The organism is Micromonospora sp. DT41, from assembly GCF_049841715.1.
Lineage (GTDB): Bacteria > Actinomycetota > Actinomycetes > Mycobacteriales > Micromonosporaceae > Micromonospora > Micromonospora profundi.
This window is the reverse complement of sequence record NZ_JBNCKU010000001.1, coordinates 390,025-412,858: the sequence shown is the minus strand read 5'-3', so window position 1 is coordinate 412,858 and position 22,834 is coordinate 390,025. Positions and strand designations below refer to the sequence as shown.

Annotated in this window: 23 protein-coding genes; 13 read left to right on the top strand and 10 right to left on the bottom strand. The window is 70.9% G+C overall.

Translation table 11 applies throughout. The features are described 5' to 3' along the window. Positions 1–37: 37 nt before the first annotated feature. The 3 genes from ACLQ23_RS01830 to ACLQ23_RS01820 all read right to left on the bottom strand — a co-directional run bounded on the left by ACLQ23_RS01830 (position 38) and on the right by ACLQ23_RS01820 (position 2,115). Entirely contained in the window at positions 38–802 is a 765-nt protein-coding gene (locus ACLQ23_RS01830) for a MaoC/PaaZ C-terminal domain-containing protein (protein ID WP_425734711.1), read from the bottom strand. Next, positions 799–1,515: a GtrA family protein gene (locus ACLQ23_RS01825; protein WP_355630169.1), complete on the bottom strand. Its 717-nt coding sequence runs from the start codon at positions 1,513–1,515 to the stop codon at positions 799–801. The genes ACLQ23_RS01830 and ACLQ23_RS01825 overlap by 4 nt, the downstream gene beginning before the upstream one ends. Positions 1,516–1,578: 63 nt before the next feature. Further along, positions 1,579–2,115, bottom strand: coding sequence for a GtrA family protein (locus ACLQ23_RS01820; RefSeq protein WP_355592837.1), 537 nt, complete (start codon positions 2,113–2,115; stop codon positions 1,579–1,581). A gap of 439 nt (positions 2,116–2,554) precedes the next feature. Between ACLQ23_RS01820 and ACLQ23_RS01815 the strand changes: the two genes are divergently transcribed. The 4 genes from ACLQ23_RS01815 (at position 2,555) to ACLQ23_RS01800 (ending at position 8,001) form a co-directional block, all read left to right on the top strand. Further along, the gene (locus tag ACLQ23_RS01815) at positions 2,555–4,399 is read left to right on the top strand and encodes a phosphoenolpyruvate carboxykinase (GTP) (protein ID WP_355592484.1); all 1,845 of its coding nucleotides are present in this window, start codon (positions 2,555–2,557) and stop codon (positions 4,397–4,399) included. A 37-nt stretch (positions 4,400–4,436) separates the two neighbouring features. Beyond that, entirely contained in the window at positions 4,437–5,294 is an 858-nt protein-coding gene (locus ACLQ23_RS01810; protein ID WP_355592482.1) for a hypothetical protein, read from the top strand. A 762-nt stretch (positions 5,295–6,056) separates the two neighbouring features. Next, positions 6,057–7,199 (top strand): NAD(P)/FAD-dependent oxidoreductase, encoded by a 1,143-nt coding sequence (locus ACLQ23_RS01805; protein WP_425734712.1) that lies wholly within the window; start codon positions 6,057–6,059, stop codon positions 7,197–7,199. Positions 7,200–7,230: 31 nt separating this feature from the next. Then, positions 7,231–8,001: an isoprenyl transferase gene (locus ACLQ23_RS01800; protein WP_355596795.1), complete on the top strand. Its 771-nt coding sequence runs from the start codon at positions 7,231–7,233 to the stop codon at positions 7,999–8,001. Positions 8,002–8,021: 20 nt separating this feature from the next. Here the strand turns inward: ACLQ23_RS01800 and otsB are convergent, their stop codons facing one another. The 3 genes from otsB to ACLQ23_RS01785 all read right to left on the bottom strand — a co-directional run bounded on the left by otsB (position 8,022) and on the right by ACLQ23_RS01785 (position 9,874). Next, positions 8,022–8,846 (bottom strand): trehalose-phosphatase, encoded by an 825-nt coding sequence (gene otsB / locus ACLQ23_RS01795; RefSeq protein WP_355596797.1) that lies wholly within the window; start codon positions 8,844–8,846, stop codon positions 8,022–8,024. Positions 8,847–8,914: 68 nt separating this feature from the next. Continuing rightward, on the bottom strand, positions 8,915–9,268 hold the full coding sequence (locus ACLQ23_RS01790) for a hypothetical protein (protein ID WP_355633144.1): 354 nt from the start codon (positions 9,266–9,268) through the stop codon (positions 8,915–8,917). 162 nt (positions 9,269–9,430) lie between these two features. After that, positions 9,431–9,874: an XRE family transcriptional regulator gene (locus ACLQ23_RS01785; protein ID WP_355596801.1), complete on the bottom strand. Its 444-nt coding sequence runs from the start codon at positions 9,872–9,874 to the stop codon at positions 9,431–9,433. Between the two features lie 264 nt (positions 9,875–10,138). Here ACLQ23_RS01785 and ACLQ23_RS01780 point away from each other — a divergent pair, with 264 nt between their 5' ends. From ACLQ23_RS01780 to ACLQ23_RS01750, 7 genes are all read left to right on the top strand, one after another. Further along, positions 10,139–10,483, top strand: coding sequence for a hypothetical protein (locus ACLQ23_RS01780; RefSeq protein ID WP_053655423.1), 345 nt, complete (start codon positions 10,139–10,141; stop codon positions 10,481–10,483). Positions 10,484–10,514: 31 nt separating this feature from the next. Beyond that, a complete protein-coding gene (locus ACLQ23_RS01775; RefSeq protein ID WP_355596803.1) occupies positions 10,515–10,868 on the top strand; it encodes a hypothetical protein in 354 nt (117 codons plus the stop codon). A gap of 421 nt (positions 10,869–11,289) precedes the next feature. Continuing rightward, complete coding sequence (locus ACLQ23_RS01770; protein WP_355596805.1) at positions 11,290–12,705, top strand: PhoH family protein; 1,416 nt, start codon at positions 11,290–11,292, stop codon at positions 12,703–12,705. A 276-nt stretch (positions 12,706–12,981) separates the two neighbouring features. After that, on the top strand, positions 12,982–13,671 hold the full coding sequence (locus ACLQ23_RS01765; protein WP_355629407.1) for a lytic transglycosylase domain-containing protein: 690 nt from the start codon (positions 12,982–12,984) through the stop codon (positions 13,669–13,671). A gap of 114 nt (positions 13,672–13,785) precedes the next feature. Continuing rightward, a complete protein-coding gene (locus ACLQ23_RS01760) occupies positions 13,786–14,439 on the top strand; it encodes a rhomboid family intramembrane serine protease (RefSeq protein ID WP_355596809.1) in 654 nt (217 codons plus the stop codon). A 105-nt stretch (positions 14,440–14,544) separates the two neighbouring features. Beyond that, entirely contained in the window at positions 14,545–15,513 is a 969-nt protein-coding gene (locus ACLQ23_RS01755; RefSeq protein ID WP_355596923.1) for an NAD(P)/FAD-dependent oxidoreductase, read from the top strand. Between the two features lie 65 nt (positions 15,514–15,578). Beyond that, the gene (locus ACLQ23_RS01750; RefSeq protein ID WP_355596811.1) at positions 15,579–17,195 is read left to right on the top strand and encodes a hypothetical protein; all 1,617 of its coding nucleotides are present in this window, start codon (positions 15,579–15,581) and stop codon (positions 17,193–17,195) included. A 21-nt stretch (positions 17,196–17,216) separates the two neighbouring features. On the opposite strand, the gene ACLQ23_RS01745 is transcribed toward ACLQ23_RS01750, so the two are convergent. Together ACLQ23_RS01745 and glpX are read right to left on the bottom strand one after the other, a co-directional pair. Then, positions 17,217–18,188 (bottom strand): DMT family transporter, encoded by a 972-nt coding sequence (locus tag ACLQ23_RS01745; RefSeq protein ID WP_425734713.1) that lies wholly within the window; start codon positions 18,186–18,188, stop codon positions 17,217–17,219. Next, positions 18,185–19,216, bottom strand: coding sequence for a class II fructose-bisphosphatase (gene glpX, locus ACLQ23_RS01740; RefSeq protein WP_355596813.1), 1,032 nt, complete (start codon positions 19,214–19,216; stop codon positions 18,185–18,187). Before glpX ends, ACLQ23_RS01745 begins: the two co-directional genes overlap by 4 nt. Positions 19,217–19,374: 158 nt before the next feature. Here glpX and ACLQ23_RS01735 point away from each other — a divergent pair, with 158 nt between their 5' ends. After that, entirely contained in the window at positions 19,375–20,133 is a 759-nt protein-coding gene (locus ACLQ23_RS01735) for a DUF4245 domain-containing protein (protein WP_355596815.1), read from the top strand. 181 nt (positions 20,134–20,314) lie between these two features. After that, positions 20,315–21,163: a hypothetical protein gene (locus ACLQ23_RS01730; protein ID WP_355596817.1), complete on the top strand. Its 849-nt coding sequence runs from the start codon at positions 20,315–20,317 to the stop codon at positions 21,161–21,163. A 63-nt stretch (positions 21,164–21,226) separates the two neighbouring features. Here ACLQ23_RS01730 and ACLQ23_RS01725 read toward each other — a convergent pair whose 3' ends face one another. Further along, a complete protein-coding gene (locus ACLQ23_RS01725; protein ID WP_053655421.1) occupies positions 21,227–21,448 on the bottom strand; it encodes an exodeoxyribonuclease VII small subunit in 222 nt (73 codons plus the stop codon). 79 nt (positions 21,449–21,527) lie between these two features. Continuing rightward, positions 21,528–22,751, bottom strand: coding sequence for an exodeoxyribonuclease VII large subunit (xseA, locus tag ACLQ23_RS01720; RefSeq protein WP_355596819.1), 1,224 nt, complete (start codon positions 22,749–22,751; stop codon positions 21,528–21,530). Positions 22,752–22,834: the final 83 nt, after the last annotated feature.

Below are 22,834 nucleotides of genomic sequence, written 5' to 3'. Positions count from 1 at the left end.
GCGGACCGGTCCTGGGGGCGCTTTACGCCTTGGCCGGTCAGTGGGGCGTTTTCGTCCCAGGGCGGTCGCTGTCCGGCCGCGGGGCCGGTACGCCTTCGGACCGTCCGGCCTGGGCCGAGCCGCCTGCGGACTGGCTGGTCTCCGCCGTGCCGCGCTCGGACGGGCCAGGTTCAGGCCAGCTGATCGCCACCGCGCCGCCCTCGCGCTGGTCGGTCCCCGCCGGGCTGCCTCCGGGCTGACTGGCGTCCGTCGGGCTGCCTCCGCTTCGACCGGCTTCCGTCGGGCTGCCTTCGGGCGTCGGCTCCGTCGGGCGCAGCGCGAACCAGCCACGGAAGCGGGTCCGCATGACCTCCTGCTCCGGCCGGTTGTCCGGGCCGAGCCTGAGCATCGTTCCCGTGAGGCTGACGGTGCCGAGCCCCGGACGGGCCGTCGACGGTCGAGCGCCCATCACGTCCACGCGGACGGCGAGGCGGTCTCCGGCGCGTACCGGGGCGAGCCACCGCAATTCCTCCAGACCGGGGGAGGCGTCGGCCGCCGCGCGGGACAGCAGGCGATCGACGTACGCCCGCATGAACAGGCTCACCGTGTAGAAGCCGCTGGCGATCACGCCGCCGTGCCGGCTCGCTGCAGCCAGGGCGCTGTCGACGTGGTACCACTGCGGGTCGAAGCGGCGGGCGAACGCCAGCATCTCGTCACCGTCCACGGTCACCGTGCCGAGGTCGACGGTGAGCCCCGGAACGAGGTCCTCGAAGAACAGCTCGGCGGGCGCCCCGGTGCCGGAGCGGGTGTCAGGAGTCGTCACCGGCGGGGCGCGCGACGGGTGCCGGCGTGCAGCTCCGCGGCGAGTTCCGCGGACAGGTCCGCGGGGATGCCGGGGGTCAGCGGTGTGTGTCGTCCCTGGGCTGGAGCGCCGCCGGCCGGGCCGGGAGTGGCCTCTGGGCGGTCACTGGACTGTGCCTCTTCCAGTTCGGAGACGGATTCGGCCAGCTCGGCGACCGGGTCCATCTCAGCCATCGTGTCCCATTCGTCGCGCGGGATGCTGTGCCAGGTGGATTCGGGCTTGACGTCGGGTTCGACAGGTGCGATGGGCTGGAAGACGAAGGTCCGGTACGACCAGAAGCGGAACAGCGTGGCCAGCAGGACGCCGACGGTCTTTGCCACGTTCAGTGCCAACAGGCTGTTCATGCCGAGGCCGTACTTGGCGGCTGCCAGGACGCCCAACTCGATGAGCAGACCCGTCGCGTTGAACAGGAAGAATAGGACGTACTCGCGCCGAAGTGCAGATTTCGGGCGATCTCGGTACGTCCAATGGCGATTCATCAGATACGACGTGATCGTCGCCACGATCGTCGCGATGACAGTCGCCTTCAACTGACCGTCGGCAAAGACGGTAAGTGCAAGAGCGTTGAACACCGCGTAATTGATGACAGTGTTGATGCCACCGACGATGCCGAATTTGAGCGCCTCGTTGATGAACTTCTGCCAGCGCTCAGGCAGCAGACGGACAAGACGCATGCGAAACACCTTAAGGCAGTCGATGAAGCCGGCGGTCACCGGCCGGACGGGGTGGGCGGCAGGTCACGCCCCGTAGTCGCGGTCGTGCTCCCCCTGCGGAACGGGCTGACTTCCCGCTTCGACGAAGACGAACCGCCGGTAGGACCAGAACCGGAACAACGTGCCGAGGCCCGTACCGACCACGAAGCTCGCGATGTTGTCGGCCAGCTGCGTCTGGAACACGGCCGGCCAGATGCTGCCGAGCCCGTAGCGGCTGACCGCCAGGCAGGCGACCGCGATTCCGAGGCCGACGGCGTTGAAGAAGAAGAAAAGCGCGTACTCGCGCGCCGGGTTGTTGCGCTGGCGATGCCGCCAGGTCCAGAACCGGTTGCCGAGGAAGGCGAACGTGGCGGCGATCACCGTGGAGATCGTCTTCGCCGTCACCTGCTCGACCCCGCGCACTGTCGTCAGGTAGTTGAACAGGGCGAAGTCGATGAGGAAAGCGATCCCGCCGACCGTGGCGAACTTGCTCAGCTCGCGGACGAGGTGACCGAAACGGTCGCGCAGTGCGCGGACCAGACCAGGTCTGGTCTGCCGGGGACCCGGTTGCTCCCCGGTCATCGTGGCGGCCACAGGCCCGAGCCTACCGGCTGCCGACCAGTCAGAGGGGGAGCAACGCGAGCCGACGCCCCCGCGCGGGTGGCCCTGTCGCCGGGTGTGTGACGTTGAACGCAGCGTAACCAATTCGCAGGACTGAGGCGGCTCGGAACGGGAATCCGCGAACCGGTCGGCGAGGCGGGTTCACGGCCCGACCGCAACGCACGTCGGCCGGGGCGCACGACAAGATTTGCGTGAAACTGCGCAGGAAAGCGGGTATCAGCTCGTGATACCGCAGCTAAGCCGTACCTTGTGCAGTTCTTCACAACCAGTCCCACTGACTCGGAAGGCTGCCCGGTTTACGCTGAGGCCAATCCCAGGTTTCCACGAAGGCGACGCATCGGCGCCGCTGAGACTCGTGCACCCCATAGATCGGTCAGCGTCGACCACAAGGAGATGTGTCATGGTTGCTCCGGCTGTTGTGCGGGGTATCGATCAGGCCCCGACATCCCATCCGAAACTGCTCGCCTGGGTTCGTGAGGTGGCGGAACTGACCACCCCTGACCGGGTGGTCTGGGTCGACGGATCCGACGAGGAATGGCGTCGCCTCACAGATGAGCTGGTCGATGCCGGCACGCTCGTCCGACTGAACCCCGAAAAGAAGCCGAACTCGTTCTACGCGCGTACCGACCCGACGGACGTCGCCCGGGTCGAAGAACGCACCTACATCTGTTCCGTCGACGAGGCGGACGCCGGCCCCACCAACAACTGGATGGCGCCGGCCGAAATGAAGCGGACGATGACCGATCTGTACCGCGGCTCGATGCGCGGTCGGACCATGTACGTCATCCCGTTCGTCATGGGCCCGGTCGAGGCCGAGAAGCCCATGTTCGGTGTCGAGATCACCGACAGCCCGTACGTGGTCGCGTCGATGCGCATCATGACCCGAATGGGCGCCAAGGTCCTCGAGGCCATGGGGGACGACGCGGACTTCGTGCACGCGTTGCACTCGATCGGCGCCCCGCTTGCCCCGGGCGAGCAGGACGTGGCGTGGCCGTGCAACGAGACGAAGTACATCTCGCACTTCCCGGAGACGCGGGAGATCTGGTCGTACGGCTCCGGCTACGGCGGCAACTCGCTGCTGGGCAAGAAGTGCTACTCGCTGCGGATCGCCAGCGTGATGGGGCGCGACGAGGGCTGGCTCGCCGAGCACATGCTCATCCTCAAGATCACCTCTCCGGAGGGCAAGGTCTACCACATCGCCGGCGCCTTCCCGTCGGCCTGCGGTAAGACCAACCTGGCCATGGTGGAGCCGACCATCCCGGGCTGGAAGGTCGAGACCATCGGCGACGACATCGCCTGGATGCGGTTCGGCGCGGACGGCCGGCTCTACGCGGTCAACCCGGAGTACGGCCTGTTCGGCGTCGCGCCCGGCACCGACTGGAAGACGAACGCCAACGCCATGCGCACGTTGGACCGCGGCAACTCGGTCTTCACCAACGTGGGCCTCACCGACGACGGGGACGTCTGGTGGGAGGGCATGGGCGAGCCGCCGGCGCACCTGATCGACTGGAAGGGCAACGACTGGACGCCGGAGAGCGACAGCCTCTCCTCGCACGCCAACAGCCGGTTCTGCACGCCGATCACCCAGTGCCCGATCCTCGCCGACGAGTACTTCGACCCCAACGGCGTGCCGATCGACGCCATCCTCTTCGGTGGTCGTCGTAAGGACACCATCCCGCTGGTGACCGAGGCCCGCGACTGGGTGCACGGCGTCTACATGGGTGCCACGCTGTCCTCGGAGACCACCGCCGCCGCGTCCGGCGCGGTCGGCGTGGTCCGCCGCGACCCGATGGCGATGCTGCCGTTCATCGGCTACAACGCCGGTGACTACTTCCGCCACTGGATCGAGATGGGCAAGGGCGCCGACGGCGACGAGTCCAAGCTGCCGAAGATCTACTACGTCAACTGGTTCCGCAAGGACCCGGACGGCTCGTTCCTCTGGCCCGGCTTCGGGGAGAACTCCCGGGTGCTCAAGTGGGTCGTCGAGCGGATCGAGGGCACGGCCGACGCGGTCGAGACCCCCGTGGGCATGGTGCCGGCACCCGACGCGCTCGACGTCGAGGGCCTGGACATGACCCCGGAGGACGTCCGGATCGCGCTCAAGGTCGACCCGGACGAGTGGCGCAACGAGCTGCCGCTGATCACCGAGTGGTTCGAGAAGTTCGGTGACAAGCTGCCCGGCGTGCTCTGGGCCGAACTGGACGCCCTGCGGGCCCGGTTGGACGCCGCGCAGCCCCAACGGTAGGTGTGAAAACCGCCCGCCACGGGCATCATCGGATTCCATGAGGACGGCCGCCGAGACCGAGGTCCGGCGGCCGTCCGCCGTCCGGGCGCTCACCATCCTGCTGGCGACCACGGCGGCGGCCACCGTCGTGGTCGAGCTGATCAATTGGTGGTACGCCCCGGAGCAGGGCTTCGGTCTGGCCGTACGCACCGGCTGGGCGATGCTGCGCTCGTTCGGCTTCCTGCTGCTGATCGGGCATGTGCGCAGGGGCCGGACGCTGGCCCGCCCGTTCGGCCTGATCCTCGCCGTCACCACAGTCTTCGCCGTCGGCCGGCTGATAGTGCCCCGGCAGGGGGTGCCGCCGCTGCCCGGGCTGCTCGGCTTCGCCGTACTCACCGGGCTCTGTGTGTCGGTGGTCTGGCTGCTCTACCGCTCGTCGGCGCTGGCCGGGCATCTCGTCCGGTACCGGCAACGGCTGGTCATCGACAGAGCCGGGATCTCCTGGCGGGAAACCCCACCGCGCCGCCCCGAGGCCAGCGGCTGGCTGTTGACCAGTCGGGCGGCAGCGTTCACCTACAGCCCGCTGATGCTGGTGCCGGCACTGGTCGCCGGCGGGTCCATCCTGGACGGCCGGCTGTCCGCCGTACCCGCCGTGCTCTTCTGGTTCTGCGCTGGCATCACGGTCAGCTACGCGGTGCTGTTCTGCACGGCGTTCCTGATGCGCGGCAAGCAGTGGGCGGGTCGCCTGCTGGTCATCGTCACGGTTGCCGTCCTCGCCGTGGACCTGCCGCTGTGCTGGTGGCTGCTCGGCGTGGACGGCCTGGTCCGCGACGGCGCCCCGCTACTCGCCGCAGCCACCCTGACCCTGTACGGCCTCCACCGAGCATCCCGCGCCCCGGAAGCACCCCCAACCTGAATCCACCCGCACCCCCGCACCCCCGCACCCCCGCACCCCCGCACCCCCGCACCCCCGCACCCCCGCACCCCCGCGCGGCCCACCTCCCGCCTTCGCCTTCGCCTTCGCCCGCGATCTTGCACTTCCTGCCGGTGCGTAAGGCAATGAAAGGCGCAAATCGGCGACCCAAAGTGCAAGATCGCGCGGGAGCGAGTCCGTCCGTGCCTCAGCCATGCCCTAGCGCCCCGCCCTCGCTCGGGGCGACCCGGTCCCGCCGTGCTGGATACGACCCCGCTCGGCCGTCCGGCCCTCGCTCGGCCGTCCGGCCCTCGCTCGGCCGTCTAGCCCGCCTCGCCGCGTCGATCATGGAGTTGTGGTGGGGGATGAAAGTGGCTAACCGGGATACGACAGGCACCACAACTCCATGATCGACGTGTGGGGCGGGGTTGGGGTGGCCGGGCGGATGTGGGTGGGCGAGCGCGGTGGGACGGCGAGGGGTGGGCGAGCGGGGTGGGCAGGTGGGCCAGCGAGGTGGACGGGCGAGCTAGGTGTGTGGGCCAGCGGGGTGGGTGGGCCAGCGGGGTGGGTGGGCGGGGGTGGAGGGCGAGGGGCGGGTGGCCTTTGGAGCGGTTGGTTTTCGGTGGGCTGGTGCAGGATGGCTGTGGTGTCGGTCACGGGGGATCGGCTTTGAATTGGGGTGGGTGGGTGGCGGCGTGCAGCCCAGCAGTGGTGATCGGGGCGGGGGCCGGGTGACAGTGCCGTGTGAGCGGGAGGGGGCGCGTGGTGGGTGACGAGTTCGATGTGGTGGTGGTGGGGGCAGGGCCAGCCGGTGCGGCCGCCGCGTTGACGGCACGCCGGGCCGGTGCCAGCGTGCTGCTGCTGGACCGGTCTGACTTCCCCCGCGACAAGGCGTGCGGTGACGGGATTGCCGCGCACTCCGTCGACGTGCTTGTCGAGCTGGGGGTCACCGAAGCGGTGGCCGGCTACGCGCCGCTGCCCGCACTACGCATGGTCGCCCCGGGCGGCGGATCGGTTGCCCGGGCGCTGCCCCGGCCGGCGTACACAGTGCCCCGGGAGGTTTTCGACGCGCGGCTGGTCGCCGCGGCGGTGGCCGCCGGCGCGCAGTTGCGTCGGCACACGGTCCGCCAGGTCGAGGCGCGTGCCGACCGGGTGGTGCTCGACGGGGAGATCTCCGGCCGGGTGGTGGTGGGCGCGGACGGCGCCGGGTCGGTGGTGCGCCGGGCTCTCGGCCATCCGGTCAACCCGGATCGACACCTGGCGCTGGCTATCCGGGGGTACGCGCCGGCGCTGCCCGGCCCGCCCGAGCAGCTCATCGTGACCTCGAAGGCGCGCTGGCCGGCGTACGCCTGGTCGTTTCCGATCGGCGACGGGCGGGCGAACGTCGGGTACGGGGAGGTGCTGCGTGGCGAGCCGTTGAGTCGCGGCTACCTCCTGGATCGGCTGGTCGCGTTGCTGCCCGGTACCGACCTGTCGACGGTGACCGCGCTGCGGGCACACCATCTGCCGCTGTCCACGCATCGGCCGGCGCCTGGGCGGGGCCGCACCCTGCTGGCCGGGGACGCGCTGTCGTTGATCAACCCGTTCACCGGCGAGGGCATCTTCTACGCGCTGCTCTCCGGGGCGTTGGCCGGTGCCGCGGCGGCCGGTGAGCCCGAGAACGCCGCCCGCCGCTACGCCCACGGGCTTCGCCGTCGTCTCGGCATCCACCTGCGGCACAGTTCGGTTGCGGCCTGGCTGGCCCGGCGTCGACGGGTGGTCGACGCGGCGGTCCGGGCGGCCCGCCGGGATGACCAGGTCTTCGACGATGTGGTGGAGTTGGGGCTCGGCGACGGTCGGCTCACTGCCCGTACGCTGGGCTTGATCGGCATGGAATTGCCGGCCGGGGATCGGCCTCCGAGGCGGTGAGCTGACCGGCGGGTCGCTACGCTGCTAGGTGATGACGCTGCGGAACCTTATCTACTCCGTCTACGAGCGCCGGCTCACGGCGAAGCTCGCGGGCAAACCGGTGCCACGGCACGTCGGGGTGATGTGCGACGGCAACCGCCGCTGGGCGCGGGAGATGGGGTTCGTCGACCCGAACGACGGGCACCGCGTCGGCGCCGCGAAGATCAAACACGTTCTGGGCTGGTGTGACCAGGCCGGTATCGGGCACGTCACCCTCTATCTGCTGGCCACCGACAACCTCCGTCGTCCGGCAAGCGAGCTGGACCCGCTGCTCCAGATCATCGAAGACCTGGTGGTGGAGTTGGCGGAGGAGGGCAATCCGTGGCGGCTGCGCATCGTCGGTGCCCTGGACCTGCTGCCCGCCCAGACGGCTGTGGCGCTCAAGGGCGCGGAGGAACGCACCCGGGACCGCAGTGATGGCGCCGTGGTCAACATCGCGGTGGGCTACGGCGGGCGACGGGAGATCACCGACGCGGTCCGTTCGCTGCTGCTGGAGCACGCCGCGTCCGGTGGCACCCTCGAAGAGCTGGCCGAGGTGCTGGACGTCGAGCACATCTCCGAGCACCTCTACACCCGCGGCCAGCCCGACCCCGACCTGGTCATCCGCACCAGCGGCGAGCAGCGGCTGTCCGGTTTCATGCTCTGGCAGTCGGCGCATTCGGAGTTCTACTTCTGCGAACTCAACTGGCCGGATTTCCGGCACATCGACTTCCTGCGGGCGCTGCGCTCGTACGCCAACCGTCAGCGTCGCTACGGCGTCTGAGCGGGCGCGCCCGCGCCGGCTCAGGGTAGGTGGGTGAGCGCCCGGGTGAGGAAGTCGCCAAGCGCGGCCGGAGACTCGATTGTCAGGTCGGCAGCGTTCGCCACCTCCTGACCGGTTTCGGAGTTGGCGACTGCCACGCACACACCGAAGAAGTCCGGGTCCGCCTCGCCGCGGGCCCGCAGCGCTGCGAACGCCTTGATGTCGGAGACGTCGTCGCCGAAGTACCAGGCGCCGGTGGCTTCCTGGACGACCTCGCCGATCACCATGCCCTTGTCCCGGTCGACGGGCGGCTTGAGCTCCAGCACCATCCGCCCGGCCTGCACCCGCAGCCCCAGCCGGTCGGCCTGCGCCTGCCCCCACTCCTGCACTGTCGCGCCAAGCTGCGGCGCGGTACGCCAGTGCAGAGCGACGGAGAGCCGCTTGTATTCGACGAGCGTGCCGGGGGGTAGCTCCGCTCGGGCCAGGTCGGCCAGTTCCTCCATCGTCGGCACCCACGGCAGGGCGGCCGGCTCGGTGACCGTCTCGCCGCCGGAGTGGCTGTGCTCCAGGCCGTAGAGGCCGTAGAGGTCGACGCCGCTGAGCTCGCCGAGGCGCTCGCGGAGGAAGTCGACGGGTCGCGCGGAGACGATGGCGATCCGCCGGACCACCGGGGCCAACGCCTCGATAGCGGCCAACGCCTTGGGGGCGGGCCGCACAGCGGTCGGGTCATCGTCGACGGGCGCGAGTGTCCCGTCGAAGTCGAAGAAGAGCACCGTTCCGGCGGCCCGGCCTGCGGTGATCTGCCAGGCCTGGTCGGCGTTCAACGGGGTCTTCGGCTGCTGGTTGCCCAGATTCAACGGCGGCACGCGCGTCAGCGTACCCCGGCGATGTGGGCCTATTCCTGGCCGAGCGCACCCGGCCTGGCTGGGTGCCGTCAGCGTTCGGCGGCTCCTCGTCCGCGCCGGCCGAACGGCACCACCGTCGCGTCCTGGCCGTGGCTCAACAGGTAGCCCTCCACGAACCCGGTGTTGCGATCTCCGGTGCGGGTCTCGATCTCGTTGAGCCGCGCCACCAGGAACTCGGTGAGGGCGCTGAGCCGGTTGTTGAGGCGCTCGTGCAGCTCCGCGATGACGGCCAGGATGACGGCCGTGCCGGCGCTGATGAGCGCGAGGAGGTTGACGAGCAGCGGAAGCTGCCCGCCGCTGACCACGAGGGTCACCACGTTGCCGGTCGCCCACAGTGTCATCGACACCGTGGCGACCACGACTGCCAACCACTTCAGGGTCATGGACAGACCCCTCCTTCTGTCCCGCAGGGCTGGGTTCGGCCTTGTCCCGTCCCCCCGCCGACGACGAGCCCAAGCAGTACGACTAGGGACGCTAGCGTGCCCGTTCCGGCCCCGGAGCGAAACGAATGAACCTGACCAGGCGTTCTTTCGCCATCTGAGGAACTAGCCTGCTTGATTCCCTCTATTTCGGACATCGACCGGCAACGTCGGGCGATACGCGAGGTATCTGATGGTTTCGCGGATGTGGAACTTCTCCGCGTCCGACACGTCGGGGTCGATCAGCCGGCGCAACAGAGCCTCCACGTCCGGGTCCATCGGAGGGGCAGGCTGGTTGGCCCGTGGACCGCTCGCGGTGCGGTCCCAACCGAGCGCGGCGAAGGCGGCTGCGGGGTTCAACCCGAGGCCCTCGCAGAAGGCCACCACCCGTTCGGCCTCGGGGTCGCTGGCCCAGTCGCCACGGACCCACCTGTTGATGGTCTGCCGGGAGACGCCGGTACGTCGGGACACCTCGGTGCCGCTCCAGGCCCGGGTGGCTCGCGCCTCGTCGAGGGCGCGCCGGACGAAGGTGGCGAAGGCGATCTTTCGCGCATTGGCCGTCTCGGTCACCCCGTGACGGTACGGCCAAGCGGGAACCGGCGTGCGACCAGGCACGCTGTTGTCACGCAGACGTGACGGGCTCCTCGGATCTCCGGTAAACGATCCAGGGCCACTCTTGAGGGGTGTCACCCGGGCAGAATAGATGCCCGTAGTGGCGAAGGTAAACAGACGAAAAGCTGATACTGTCACGCCCATGGGACAATCTACGGTGTGTCACGTGCATGAGACGATTGGTGCTCGCATGCGTCACGCCCCCGGTGCCAGGGGGGTGTGGTGACCGAGCTCGCCACCCGAGCCCAGGCCTTCGGGCTGATCGCCGACGGGGTGGCCGCAGGGCTGAGCGCCCCGTGGCGCCTCTACCTCGCCCGAGGCTGCCGATACCTGTCGCTGAGCGTCAGCGACCGCACCGAGTGGAACGCCTGGCGTACCCACCTCGGCTGCCCGGAGCTGAGCGTCCGGGTCTACGACGCCGGCGGGGAGATCCGCCGTTCCTCTGTGGCCGAGGTCGTGCTGGACGGCTGCCGGATCAGCGTCGAGCTGGTCGAGGAGGTCAGTACTGACGACCTGGACCGGCTCCTCGTCGTGGACCCGACCGCGGTCGAGCCGGAGGAACGATGAAACGGCGTACGGGCCGCGCCGGGGCCGCCCGATGAGCCCCTTCCTCGCGGTCTTCCTCGTCCTGGTGCTCGCCGCCACCAGCTATGCGGCTGGTCGACTGCACGGGCAGCTGAGCTATCGCATCGGCTACCGCTTCGGTTACCGGCAGGGCTACTTCGACGGCGACAGGGGTGCCTGGAACCGACGGCGGCGTGACGCCCAGGCGGCGATCGCCTCCGCCCTGTCGGTCTCCTCGGCGGGCGCCGTCCGCTCCGCCGGCACCGTGGCACGCTCCGGCACCGTGGCCCGCCCCGGCACCACCTACACCGGCTCGTCGTTCACCGCGCCGGCCGCCCCGATCACCGGGCGGCACCCGACCGGCACGCTCGTTCGACGCACCGGTTGAGCCTGTCGGCGGACCGCTTCGGGGGGAGCGGTCCGCCGACCGGCGCCACGAACGCGGTGCGTCGTCCGCGGCGGACACGCACCGTCGGGGGTCACGTCAGACCGGTGACGGTGGCCCCGCCGGCCGGGATGCGCGCAGGGGGCATGCATCCCGGCCGGCTCGCCGCGCCCCGCCGCCGGCACGTGGTGTCGACCCGGCGGCGCAGTCGTTCACACGGCTGTCTCCGGAGATCCACGATCACGGCACTAGCCGGGACGGGCCGCCGCCGCTAGCGTCTAGGCATGGCGCGGGGTTCTCCCGGGCCAGCCGGTCCGCCCGGATCTGCGACCTCGCACACGGGGTTCCGCATCCGACCCCGTGTCCCCGGGCACCGGACGAGGCGGAACGCGGGTGGCGGGTGCCCATCCGTCGGAGCAGGCCTGTGACGACTCGCCGTATCACCGCCGGTGCCGACCAGACCCCGGCCGCGACTGCCACGACCCGCCGCGCCACCCGGAGCCGCCGTGCGCCGGCCGTCGCGCCGGTCGAGCCCGAGGAGCCGCGACCAGCCGGGCAGGCGTTCGTTCTGGACACGTCCGTGCTGCTGTCCGATCCCGCGGCGTTCCACCGGTTCGCCGAGCACGAGGTGGTGCTGCCGCTGGTGGTCATCACCGAGTTGGAGGGCAAGCGGCACCATCCGGAGCTGGGCTGGTTCGCCAGGCAGTCGCTGCGGATGCTCGACGAGCTGCGGATCCGGCACGGCCGGCTGGACACGCCGGTGCCCGCCAACGACGCCGGCGGCACGCTGCGGGTGGAGCTGAACCACACCGACGACGGGGTGCTGCCGCCGGGCTTCCGTACCGAGAGCAACGACGCCCGCATCCTCTCCGTGGCGCTCAACCTCGCCGCCGAGGGCCGGGACGTCACGCTCGTCAGCAAGGACATGCCGCTGCGGGTCAAGGCCGCCTCGGTGGGCCTGCGGGCCGACGAGTACCGGCACGGCCAGGCCAGCGACCCGACCTGGACCGGCATGTCCGAGCTGGACCTGAGTGAGGAGCAGATCTCCTCGCTGTACGCCGGGGAGACGCTCGACGTCGACGAGGCCGCCGGACTGCCCTGCCACACCGGCCTGGTGCTGCACTCGACGCGCGGCTCCGCGCTCGGCCGGGTGCTGCCGGACAAGTCTGTCCGGCTGGTGCGGGGCGACCGGGAGGCGTTCGGTCTGCACGGCCGCTCGGCAGAGCAGCGCGTCGCTCTCGACCTGCTGCTCGACGAGGCGATCGGGATCGTCTCGCTCGGCGGTCGGGCCGGCACCGGCAAGTCGGCGTTGGCGCTCTGCGCCGGGCTGGAGGCGGTCATGGAGCGCCGCCGGCACAAGAAGGTGATCGTGTTCCGTCCGCTGTACGCCGTGGGTGGCCAGGAGTTGGGCTACCTGCCGGGGTCGGAGTCGGAGAAGATGTCGCCGTGGGCGCAGGCGGTCTTCGACACGCTCGGCGCTGTGGTGCACGAGAACGTGCTGGAGGAGGTCACCTCGCGCGGCATTCTCGAGGTGCTGCCGCTGACCCACATCCGGGGGCGCAGCCTGCACGACGCCTTCGTGATCGTCGACGAGGCCCAGTCGCTTGAGCGCGGGGTGCTGCTGACAGTGCTGTCCCGGATCGGGCAGGGCTCGCGGGTGGTGCTCACCCACGACGTGGCGCAGCGGGACAATCTGCGGGTCGGCCGTCACGACGGTGTGACTGCCGTCATCGAGGCGCTGAAGGGCCATCCCCTCTTCGCCCATGTCACGCTCAGCCGTTCGGAGCGCTCGCCGATTGCCGCGATGGTGACGGATCTTCTGGAGGACATCCCGCTTTGATGGGTGGTTTGTAGGGCTTCGTCCATATTTTATTTGTGGCGCAGATCACAAAGCGGCTTGTTGGTTTCCCATCAGCCTCACTGTGCGCGATGGTGTCCAACGAGCGCCCACGCACCACTGGGATCGCTGGTGATCGTTGTCCAGGGATGGGCAACGTCGGTGACGATCGGTGCGTCGGCGCGACCGGCACACCGGTCGGGGCGCTCGCGGCACGGCTGACGGCCCCTGTGGCCCGGCGTCGCGCCGTGTCCTTGCCCCCGACGAAGGGACCACTTCGTGAGTCGGCTGTGGAGCCGGTTGGGCGCCCGTACGGCTGCTGTCGCGCTGCTCTCCGTGGGCGTTGCCGGTGGCTTCTACCTGGGCGAAGACCGGGAAACTCAGCAACAGGGCCTGACCGCTCAGGTCGGCCTTGAGGTAGACCGGGCGGACCTCGCCTACCAGCGTGAACGGCAGGCCACCCACCAGGTCGCGTTCGCCAAGCAGCGGGCCGCCGAATACCAGGCCAAGCTGCGGGCCGAGCAGGCCGCCAAGGAGGCCGCCGAGCGGGCCCGCAAGGCCGAGGCAGCCGCAGCCGCCCGCAAGGCCGAGCGGAAGGCCGCCGAGAAGGCTGCCACGCAGGCCGCCAAGCCGTACGACGGGCCGATCCCGGCATCCTGCGCCGAGTACAGCGGCAACCGCAAGATCGGCTGCGCGATGATGATCGACGCGGGCTTCGGCATCTCCGAGTTCCCCTGCCTGGAGAAGCTCTGGACCAAGGAGAGCGGCTGGAACCACAAGGCCCGCAACTCCTCGTCCGGCGCGTACGGCATCCCCCAGGCGTACCCGGGCAGCAAGATGGGCTCCGCCGGCGCCGACTGGCAGACAAACCCCGCCACGCAGATCAAGTGGGGGCTTGGCTACATCAAGGGCAGGTACAAGACGCCCTGCGGTGCCTGGACGTACTTCCAGAACAACAACACGTACTGACGATCTCCACGGCGGGGCGGGTGGGCGACCATCCGCCCCGCCGTCGTCGTACACCTGACTGCTCGGACGGGACGTGAGTGGCGGTCGGCCCTTTTTGCTGATAGCAGTTGGGGGGTGACCCTGCACCCGTCAAGCGGCGACCCGTTCCGATTCGGCACCGAGGCGTTCTACGCTGCGCTCGGTCGGGCCTTCGTCGCGATGTGCGCGGTGGTCCCGTTCCTCTTCTTCATCGAGGCCGTCGACCAGGGCCTCGACTTCGGCCTGGATGCCACGGCCGGCATCATCCCGCAGCGTATCGACGGGCTCGACGGGGTCTTCTTCTCGCCGTTTCTGCACCACGGCTTCGACCACCTCTACAGCAACAGCATCCCGCTGATCCTGCTCGGCACCTTCGTGCTGGCCGCCGGGGCCCGCCGGTTCCTCTGGTCGACTCTGATCATCATCCTGGTGAGCGGGCTCGGCGTGTGGTTCACCGGCTCGCCCAATTCGGTGGTGGTCGGCGCCAGCGGGGTGATCTTCGGCTACCTGGGCATCCTGCTCACCCGGGGCATCGTCGAGCGCAGCTGGTGGAACTTCGCCGTCTTCCTGCTTGTCGGCCTGCTCTACGGGTGGCAGTTGGTCGGCATCCTCCCCACCGACGAGCGGATCTCCTGGCAGGGGCACCTGTTCGGGCTGCTCGGTGGCGTCGTGGCGGCGATCCTGTTCCGCCGCCGCCGTCCGACAGTGGACGGGCCGGACTATTCGGGGTCCACCCTCAGCCTGCCCTGACCTGCTCGTCGGCGCGCCTCTGGGACGTGCTTGCCCGACCGCTGCCACCCGCTTACCGTCGTGATCAGCACGCGTTGATCCGTGAGCGGAAAGCGACGGTACGCCATGCACGAGGTCGATGTTGCCGTGATCGGGGCCGGCCCGTCCGGGCTCTTCGCCGCGTACTACGCCGGTTTCCGTGGTTTGTCGGTGGCGGTGATCGACGCGCTGCCGGAGCCGGGCGGCCAGGTCAGCGCCATGTACCCGGAGAAGCTGATCCTCGACGTGGCCGGGTTTCCCTCAATCAAGGGCCGCGACCTGGTGTCCAATCTGGTCGCCCAGGCGGCCCCGTTCGGCCCGCGGTACCTGCTCGGCACCCGGGCCGAGAAGCTCTCCTACGCCGACGGCCGGCCGGTGCTCGGCCTCGCCGGCGGCGACCAGCTCGCCTGCGGTGCGGTCGTGATCACCGGCGGGCTGGGCAGCTTCAGCCCACGACCGTTGCCCTGCGCCGACGGCGCGCCCGGCACCGGGATCGTCTACTTCGTGACCGACCCGACCGAGCTGACCGACCGGGACGTGCTGATCGTCGGCGGCGGGGACTCCGCCTTCGACTGGGCGTTGGCACTGCAACCGCTTGCCCGCTCGGTGACGCTCGTGCACAGGCGGGAGAAGTTCCGGGCGCACGCCTCGACTGTCGCCCGGGTGCTGTCGCTGCCGGTACGGGTGGTGGTCAACGCCGAGGTCACCCGGCTGCTCGGCGAGGGCACCGTGACCGGTGCGGAGGTGACAGTGCGCGGTGGCGCCGCCGAGACGCTGCCGGTGGACACCGTGGTCGCCGCCCTCGGTTTCACGGCCGACCTGGGCCCGCTCGCCGAGTGGGGCCTGCGCCTGGACCGCCGGCACATCCTTGTCGACAGCGCGATGGCGACGAACCTGCCCCGGGTCTTCGCGGCCGGTGACATCACCGAATATCCGGGCAAGGTCCGGCTCATCGCCACCGGGTTCGGCGAGGCCGCCACGGCCGTGAACAACGCGGCGGTGGCAATCGATCCCAGCGCACACCTGTTCCCCGGGCACTCCTCCGACGCCGGCTGACCGTCGGTACCGGACCCTGACCGGTCCGTGTGCGGATCGAGACGGGTCGACCGGACCCTGAGGGGATGACGGGGACCGATACACCGCGCGATGGCGCACCGACGACACTGGCGTGGCTCTGCCACCCCAGCACCCTGCTAGCCCTGCTCGTCCTGGTCGTCAACGACCATGTGCTGAAGCAGGCCTTTCCGGGCCTGCTGACCGGCAAGTTGAGCGACGTCGCCGGCCTGGTGCTCGCACCACCGCTGGTCGCGGTGCTGCTGACCGTCGTGGTGCCGCGGTTGCCGGCCCGGATCGCCGCGCTGGTCGGCCTGGTCGCGGTCGGTGCCGGGTTCGCGGTCGTCAAATCCAGCGGGTACGCCGCCGAGCTGGCCTCGTCGGCTTGGACCGTGCTTGCCGGACCCTCGCTGGTCCGCGCCGACCCGACCGACCTGCTCGCCCTGCCGGCGCTCGGGCTGGCCGGGTGGAGCTGGAAGCGGTCCCTTCGCCGGCCGGTGCGTCAACGGACCGCCCGGCTGGTCCGGCTGCTGGTGGTGCTGCCGCCGGCGGTGTTGGCGGTGGCGGCGACGAGCGCTGTCCACTACCCGTACGCGATCAGCACGGCACTTGTCGACGGCCACCCGGCGGTCTCGGTCGGCTCCGGTACCGATCTCACCCCGTGGCCGACGAGCGCGACGGACGGCCGTTGGTCGGTCAGCGACGACCTAGGTGCCACCTGGCGAGAAGTCGACCTCGACGAGCAACGGCGACTGTCCAGCCAGAGCGCCGGCCAGCGGCAGGCGTGCGTGCCGGCCGACCCCCGACGGTGCTACCGGGCGGTCGCCGGGCACCTTCGGGTGGAGCAAAGCGACGACGGCGGCACGACCTGGCATGTGGCCTGGGAGGTGTCGGACGCCCAACGGGAGGACTTGGCCCGGCGGTCCTGGAGTCCGGGCGACGTGGAAAGGCACTTCGCCTCCCGCGACCTGATCGTCTACCCCGCGGGCAGCGGTGGTCATGAGGTGCTCGTCGCCAACGGCCGGGACGGCTTCGTACATCGCTGGTCGGACGGCGGGTGGCGGCGTGTCGGCTTCCTCGGCGACGCGTACATCGGTGCGCGGGGCGCTCCCCCCGCGTTGGGGAGCGGCGGACCCGCTCAACGTCAGCTGGACCTGCTGCTCGCCGTCGCGCTCGCGCTGACCCTCGGCTCCATGGTCACCGTGCTCGCCGGCCACCTGGCGATCCGCCGCGGCCGGGGTCCCGGCTGGTGGGGGTTCACCGGCGGCCTGTCGGTGCTGCTCGCGGGGACCTTGCTGACGGTGGTCTGGGGCCGCGACGACGACACCGACACGTTCATGGCGCTGCTGTTCATCATCGTGCCCCTGGGCTTCCTGGCCACGACAGCCCTGCTCGTGCGACCCCGCTACCAGGGCGCAACGCCCCGATGGACCAGGAGGACGCTGAGCACTTTCCTGCTCACCGTGCTGCTCGCCGGGCTGCCGCTGATCGGCTGGCTGTACGGCACGCCGGCGCGGACCCGGGCCGCTGTGACGCTTGCCCTGCTGGCCGCGGTGCCGGGCCTGTGGCTGGCCGTCCGGAACGCCCGCCTGGTCGACGCGACCCGCGCGTACGAGCGTCGGCACCCGGTGCGCCCGCCGACGGTGCCTGACCCGCCCTACCCGGCGGGGCTGCCACCCCGCTGAGCGCTCGGCGCGCGGACCGGGTCAGCGGCGGGCCTGCGGCGCGAGCGCGGCGACAAGCACGGCCACCAGGGTCAGCGCGGCTCCCAACAGGGTGGTCACGCCTGCGTGCGACGCCGTGGTGGGCAGCACCAGGTCCAGCAGGAGCGCGCTGACGACCTGGCCGGCGATGGTGGCCAGGCCGAGCAGCAGCACACCCGTGAACCGCACGACGGCGGCGGCGATCGCGATGAACACGACGCCGATCGGGCCGCCCAGGTAGAGCCACGGCTCGCTCGGCAGGTGGCCGGCCGGCCGGCCGCGTCCGGCCAGGTCGATCGAGAACGCGACGAGCAGTGCGACAGTGCCGACTGTGAAATTGACGAGCGTGGCGGTCAACGCGTTGCCGGTCGCCGCCCGGACCCGGCCGTTGGCTGCCTGCTGCCAGGCGACGCCCACCCCGGCCAGCATGGGCAGCAGCGCCAGTGCCAGCGAGCCCGGATCGTTCAGACGGTCGCCGACCGCCAGGACCACCGCGAGCACTGTCAGCACCGCGCCAGCCAGCCGCTGCCGGGTGACCGGCTGGCGACCCATCGGCCCGATCCCCGCCCGGTCCACGGCGAGGCTGCTGCCGGACTGGCCGGCGACCACCGCCACGGTGAAGACCGCCACACCCAACCTGCCGATGGTGAGCCCCTGGGTGGCAACCAGGAAAGCCCCGCACGTGCCGCCGAGGCACTGCCACGGCCGCAGCACACCGGTCCGCAGGGCGGACCGCAGCGCGACAAGCCCTCGCCGCCCGGCCGGGGTGGCGGGCACCAGCACAAGCAGCACCAGCAGACCCAGCCCGAACGAGACCAGCGCGGCGGCGAACCCGTCGGCCAGGCGTACGCCCAACTCGCCGTTGATCTTGGACTGCGCCGCCACCGCGACCCCGGAGACCGACGCCAGCGCGACGCCGGTGATCCGGCGGGTGGCGGACAGGGCCTGCGGCGTCGCCGTGGCGGTAACTGTCACTCCTGTTCGGCGAGCGGACGACCGTCGAAGTCGACAGCGGAGTACAGGGCCAGCTTCTCCAGACGGTGGTACGAGTCGATCACCCGGATCGTGCCGCTCTTCGACCGCATCACTATCGACTGGGTGTACGCGCCGCCAGCCCGGTAGCGCACCCCGCGCAGCAGGTCGCCGGAGGTGACACCGGTCGCCACGAAGAAGCAGTTGTCGCCGGTGACCAGGTCGTCGGTGCCCAGCACCCGGTCCAGGTCGTGCCCGGCGGCGAGCGCCTTCTCGCGCTCCTCGTCGTCGCGCGGCCACAGCTTGGCCTGCATGGCGCCACCCATGCACTTCAGTGCGCAGGCCGAGATGATGCCCTCCGGGGTGCCGCCGATGCCCATCAGCACGTCGACGTCCGACTCGCCCCGGGCCGCCGCGATGGAGCCGGCGATGTCGCCGTCGGAGATGAACCGGATGCCGGCCCCGGCCCGGCGGATCTGCGTGACCAGGTCGTCGTGGCGGCTACGGTCCAGCACGCAGACCGTCACCTCCGACACGTCGGTGCCCTTGACCTTGGCGATCCGGCGCAGGTTCTCGGCCACCCCGGCGTTGATGTCCACCACATCGGCGTACGCGGGGCCGACGGCGAGCTTCTCCATGTAGAAGACGGCACTCGGGTCGAACATCGCACCCCGCTCGGACACGGCGAGCACCGCCACCGCGTTCGGCATGCCCTTGCTCATGAGGGTGGTGCCGTCGACAGGGTCGACCGCGACGTCCACCTCCGGGCCGGTGCCGTCGCCGACGTGTTCACCGTTGAAGAGCATCGGGGCGTTGTCCTTCTCGCCCTCGCCGATCACCACGACGCCACGCATCTGGATGGAGTTGATCAGCTTGCGCATGGCGTCGACGGCGGCTCCGTCGCCGCCCTCCTTGTCGCCCCGGCCGACCCAACGGCCAGCGGCCATCGCCGCTGCCTCAGTGACCCTTACCAGGTCGAGGGCAAGGTTGCGGTCGAGATCCTGTGGGATCCGCGTCCTGGTGTTCGTCATGACGGGTGCTCCTCCTCGCGACGGTGCGGGGACAGCCGACGAAAGGGCGGCCCCACCGTCGGCTTTGTCGCTGATCCTCACACGATGGCCGACCCGCGGTCGGCGCGGGGCGGTGATGGGCCGGATACCGCCGGTCGAGCGGCTGCGATGATGGGGAGGTGGAACCCGCACAGCCAGCCGATCGCGTACCCGCTGACCGCACGCCGCCCGACGGCCAGCCGCCGGCCGGCCCCCCTGCCGGTACGGTGCCCGGCGCGACTGGGCCGGCGACGCCGGCCGCCGGGGAGCCTGCCCTGGTCGCCTCGGAGACGGCGGAGCAACCTCCGGTGGACCGGCCGACCCCGCCCGGAGCCGGCGGCGGTGCTGGCGCGGGCGGGCGGCCCACGCCGCCACCGAGGGCGACGGCCGCGAAGTCCGAGCGGTCGCCGAAGGACATGGCGATCTCACTGCTTGTGCTGCTGATCCCGATCGCGCTGCTGCTGGCGTTCTACAGGGGCTTCCTCGGTGGCGACCAGGCCACCGAGATCGACCCCGCCCCGGCGATCGAGCAGGCCCAGTCGGCGAACACCTTCCCGGTGAGCCAGCCGCAGGGGCTCGGCTCGGACTGGCGGACGGTGAGCGCCCGCTACCAGACCGTCGAGGGCGGCGCGAACCTGCGACTCGGCTACCTGACGCCGGAGGGGCGGGGCGTGCAGCTGTTGCAGAGCAGCCTGCCGGCGGAACAGCTGCTTCCCGCCGAACTGACCGCCGAGAGCCAGCCACAGGGCCAGACGGAGCTGGCCGGGCGCACCTGGCAGCGCTACACCGCCAGGGGAAACCAGCAGGCGCTGGTCTTGCTGGAGCCGACCCGAACGGTGCTCATCGTCGGCGATGCCCGGGACAACGAGCTGCGCGAACTGGCCGGAGCGCTGCGCTGATCGGGCCGACATCGATACACCCCGTAGAAGGGTGATTGTCCGACCCATCGGCAGGGAACAAAGAGGGAGTGACCCGGGCGCGATGCTCGGCCCGGGTCGCGCGGCGCGGCCGACGGTGCTGCCGCGTCGCCCGGTTTCCGGCGCCGACCAGGTCGTCGGGTGACCCCCTTGGGAGACACACATGACTGTTCGACGACTCAGTGCCGGCCTGGTAGCCGCCGCTCTGTTCACGCCCGCCCTGGCCGCCTGCGCCGGCGGAACGACAGGCACCGCCGGATCGACAGCCACCCCGACGGTGAGCGCGTCCGGCACGCCCAGCGCGTCCGGCGCCCCCGTGGCCGGCGACGCCAAACAGGCACTGCTCGACTCCACCAAGGAGATCAGCAACGGCAACTTCCGGTTCACCCTCTCCGGCGCCGGCTCCACGGCCGAGGGGCAGGTGCACCAGCCGAGCCAGAGCGCGGCGTTGAAGTTCGCCATCGGCGGCCCGTCTTCTGACCTGGCCATGAAGCTCGACGTGATCCACGCCAAGCCGGACAGCTGGGTCAAGCTGGAGCTGACCGGCCCCGCCGCCGACAGCCTGCCCGCCATCAAGCAGCTCAACCTCGGCAAGTACCAGCACCTGGACCAAGCCCGCATCAAGGGCAACAAGAACCTCGGCTTCGACTTCGACAAGGTCGACCCGGCCGGCAGCGCGGTGCTGACCCAGGGCATCACCGAGGTACGCAGCACCGGCACCGGCACGTACGCCGGCACCATCGACATCACAAAGGCGGCCGAGGCCGGCTCGCTCAACGCCGCCACGATCGCCGCGCTTGGCACCCAGGCGAAGACCGTCCCGTTCACCGCGAAGGTGGACCCGCAGGGCCGGCTCAGCGAGCTGGTGCTGCAACTCCCGGCCGCCGGTCAGACCGCCGCCCAGGAGATCAAGATGACGTACTCGGACTACGGTGCCGCCACGGCCGCGCAGAAGCCGCCGGCGGACCAGGTCGTCGAGGCGCCGGCCGAGCTCTACAGCCTGTTCAACTGACGTACGCGGGTGGGGCGGCTCCGGTCGCCCCACCGGCGGATCCTGGCGCGTTCAGGAGCGCTCTCAGGAGGCGGGTTCCTGGCGTGCGGCCTCGATGCGCGCCCGGGCGCCGTCCAGCCAGCGCTGGCAGATCACCGCCAGCGCCTCGCCGCGCTCCCAGAGCGCCAGCGACTCCTCCAGGGACGTGCCGCCGGCCTCCAGCCGCTCGACCACGGAGGCCAGCTCGGCCCGCGCCTGCTCGTAGCTGAGCCGCTCGTCCGGCCCGGCCTTCGTGTCGTCAGTCATCGCGTCCATCTCAGCACACCTCTCCCGCGGTCAGCGTGTCGCCACCGCCGCCCTGTCGCTGCTTTCGCGCAGTCGTCGGTCAGCCGTCCACTGTCGCGGCCAGCTCGCCGTCGGCAAGGCGTACCCGCAGGGGGTCGCCCTTGCCGACCTCGGTCGCCGCGCGGACCACGTGGCCGTCGGCGCGCTGCACTATCGCGTACCCCCGGTCGAGGGTGGCGGCGGGGGAGAGCGCGCGGAGGCGGGCCAGTGTGTGCCGCAGCTCGGCTTCGGCGCCGGTGAGCCGGTGGTCGAGGCAGCGGCCGGCCCGTTGGCGCAGCGCGGCCAGCTCGGTCGCGCGGTGCTCCACCATCACCTGCGGCCGGGCCAGCACCGGCCGGGAGCGCAGGCTGTCCAGGCGGTGGGTCTCGCGGTCGACCAGGTTGCGGACCGCCCGTTGGAGGCGGTGCCGTGCCTGGCCGATGAGGCGTACCTCCTCGGTGAGGTCGGGGACCACCCGCTTGGCCGCGTCGGTGGGGGTGGAGGCCCGCAGGTCGGCGACGTAGTCGATGAGCGGCGCGTCCGTCTCGTGGCCGATCGCGCTGACCACCGGGGTACGGCAGCCGAACACCGCGCGGCAGAGCGCCTCGTCGGAGAACGGCAGCAGGTCCTCGATGCCGCCACCACCCCGGGCGATGATGATGACGTCGATGCTCGGGTCGGCGTCCAGCACCTTTAGCGCGTCGATGATCTGCGGAACCGCGGACGGGCCCTGCACCGCCACGTTCACCGTCCGGAACTCCACGGCCGGCCAGCGTCGCCGGGCGTTCGTCAGCACGTCCCGTTCGGCGGCCGAGGCGCGGCCGGTGATCAGCCCGATGCGGCCGGGCAGGAACGGCAGCCGGCGCTTGCGGGCCCTGTCGAACAGCCCTTCGGCGGCGAGCAGTTTCTTGAGCTTCTCCAGCCGGGCCAGCAGCTCGCCGAGGCCCACCTGCCGGATCTCGTCGGCCCGCAGGCTCAACGTGCCCCGGGCGGCGTAGAACTCCGGTTTGGCATGCAGCACCACGCGGGCGCCCTCGCGCAGCTCGGGTGCGCCGGCGTCCAGTACGTCCCGATTGGTGGTGACGGTGAGGCTCAGGTCGGCCGACGGGTCCCGCAGGGTGAGGAAGACCGTGGTGGCGCCCGGCCGGCGGCTGATCTGTGCCACCTGCCCGTCCACCCAGACCCAGCCGAGCTTGGCGATCCACGCCCCGACCTTCTGGCTGACCACCCGAACCGGCCACGGCTCCTCGGCGGTGCTGGCCCCCACCCGCGCGGAATCACTCACAGGCCCACCCTAAGGCCCACCCCCGTCAGCCCTCGGCGCGTGCCCGCTCGGCCTGTCGCAGCAGCAACGTCATGATCAACGCG

What these genes read in the sequence shown, in the direction of transcription:
- ACLQ23_RS01790 (WP_355633144.1), bottom strand. Translation starts at nt 9,268, where the DNA reads ATGACCCTGAAGTGGTTGGCAGTCGTGGTCGCCACGGTGTCGATGACA.
- ACLQ23_RS01810 (WP_355592482.1), top strand. Translation starts at nt 4,437, where the DNA reads ATGAGGACGGCCGCCGAGACCGAGGTCCGGCGGCCGTCCGCCGTCCGG.
- ACLQ23_RS01730 (WP_355596817.1), top strand. Translation starts at nt 20,315, where the DNA reads ATGACTGTTCGACGACTCAGTGCCGGCCTGGTAGCCGCCGCTCTGTTC.
- ACLQ23_RS01725 (WP_053655421.1), bottom strand. Translation starts at nt 21,448, where the DNA reads ATGACTGACGACACGAAGGCCGGGCCGGACGAGCGGCTCAGCTACGAG.
- ACLQ23_RS01825 (WP_355630169.1), bottom strand. Translation starts at nt 1,515, where the DNA reads ATGCGTCTTGTCCGTCTGCTGCCTGAGCGCTGGCAGAAGTTCATCAAC.
- ACLQ23_RS01800 (WP_355596795.1), top strand. Translation starts at nt 7,231, where the DNA reads ATGACGCTGCGGAACCTTATCTACTCCGTCTACGAGCGCCGGCTCACG.
- glpX (WP_355596813.1), bottom strand. Translation starts at nt 19,216, where the DNA reads ATGACGAACACCAGGACGCGGATCCCACAGGATCTCGACCGCAACCTT.
- ACLQ23_RS01815 (WP_355592484.1), top strand. Translation starts at nt 2,555, where the DNA reads ATGGTTGCTCCGGCTGTTGTGCGGGGTATCGATCAGGCCCCGACATCC.
- ACLQ23_RS01775 (WP_355596803.1), top strand. Translation starts at nt 10,515, where the DNA reads ATGAGCCCCTTCCTCGCGGTCTTCCTCGTCCTGGTGCTCGCCGCCACC.
- ACLQ23_RS01755 (WP_355596923.1), top strand. Translation starts at nt 14,545, where the DNA reads ATGCACGAGGTCGATGTTGCCGTGATCGGGGCCGGCCCGTCCGGGCTC.
- ACLQ23_RS01750 (WP_355596811.1), top strand. Translation starts at nt 15,579, where the DNA reads ATGACGGGGACCGATACACCGCGCGATGGCGCACCGACGACACTGGCG.
- ACLQ23_RS01820 (WP_355592837.1), bottom strand. Translation starts at nt 2,115, where the DNA reads ATGACCGGGGAGCAACCGGGTCCCCGGCAGACCAGACCTGGTCTGGTC.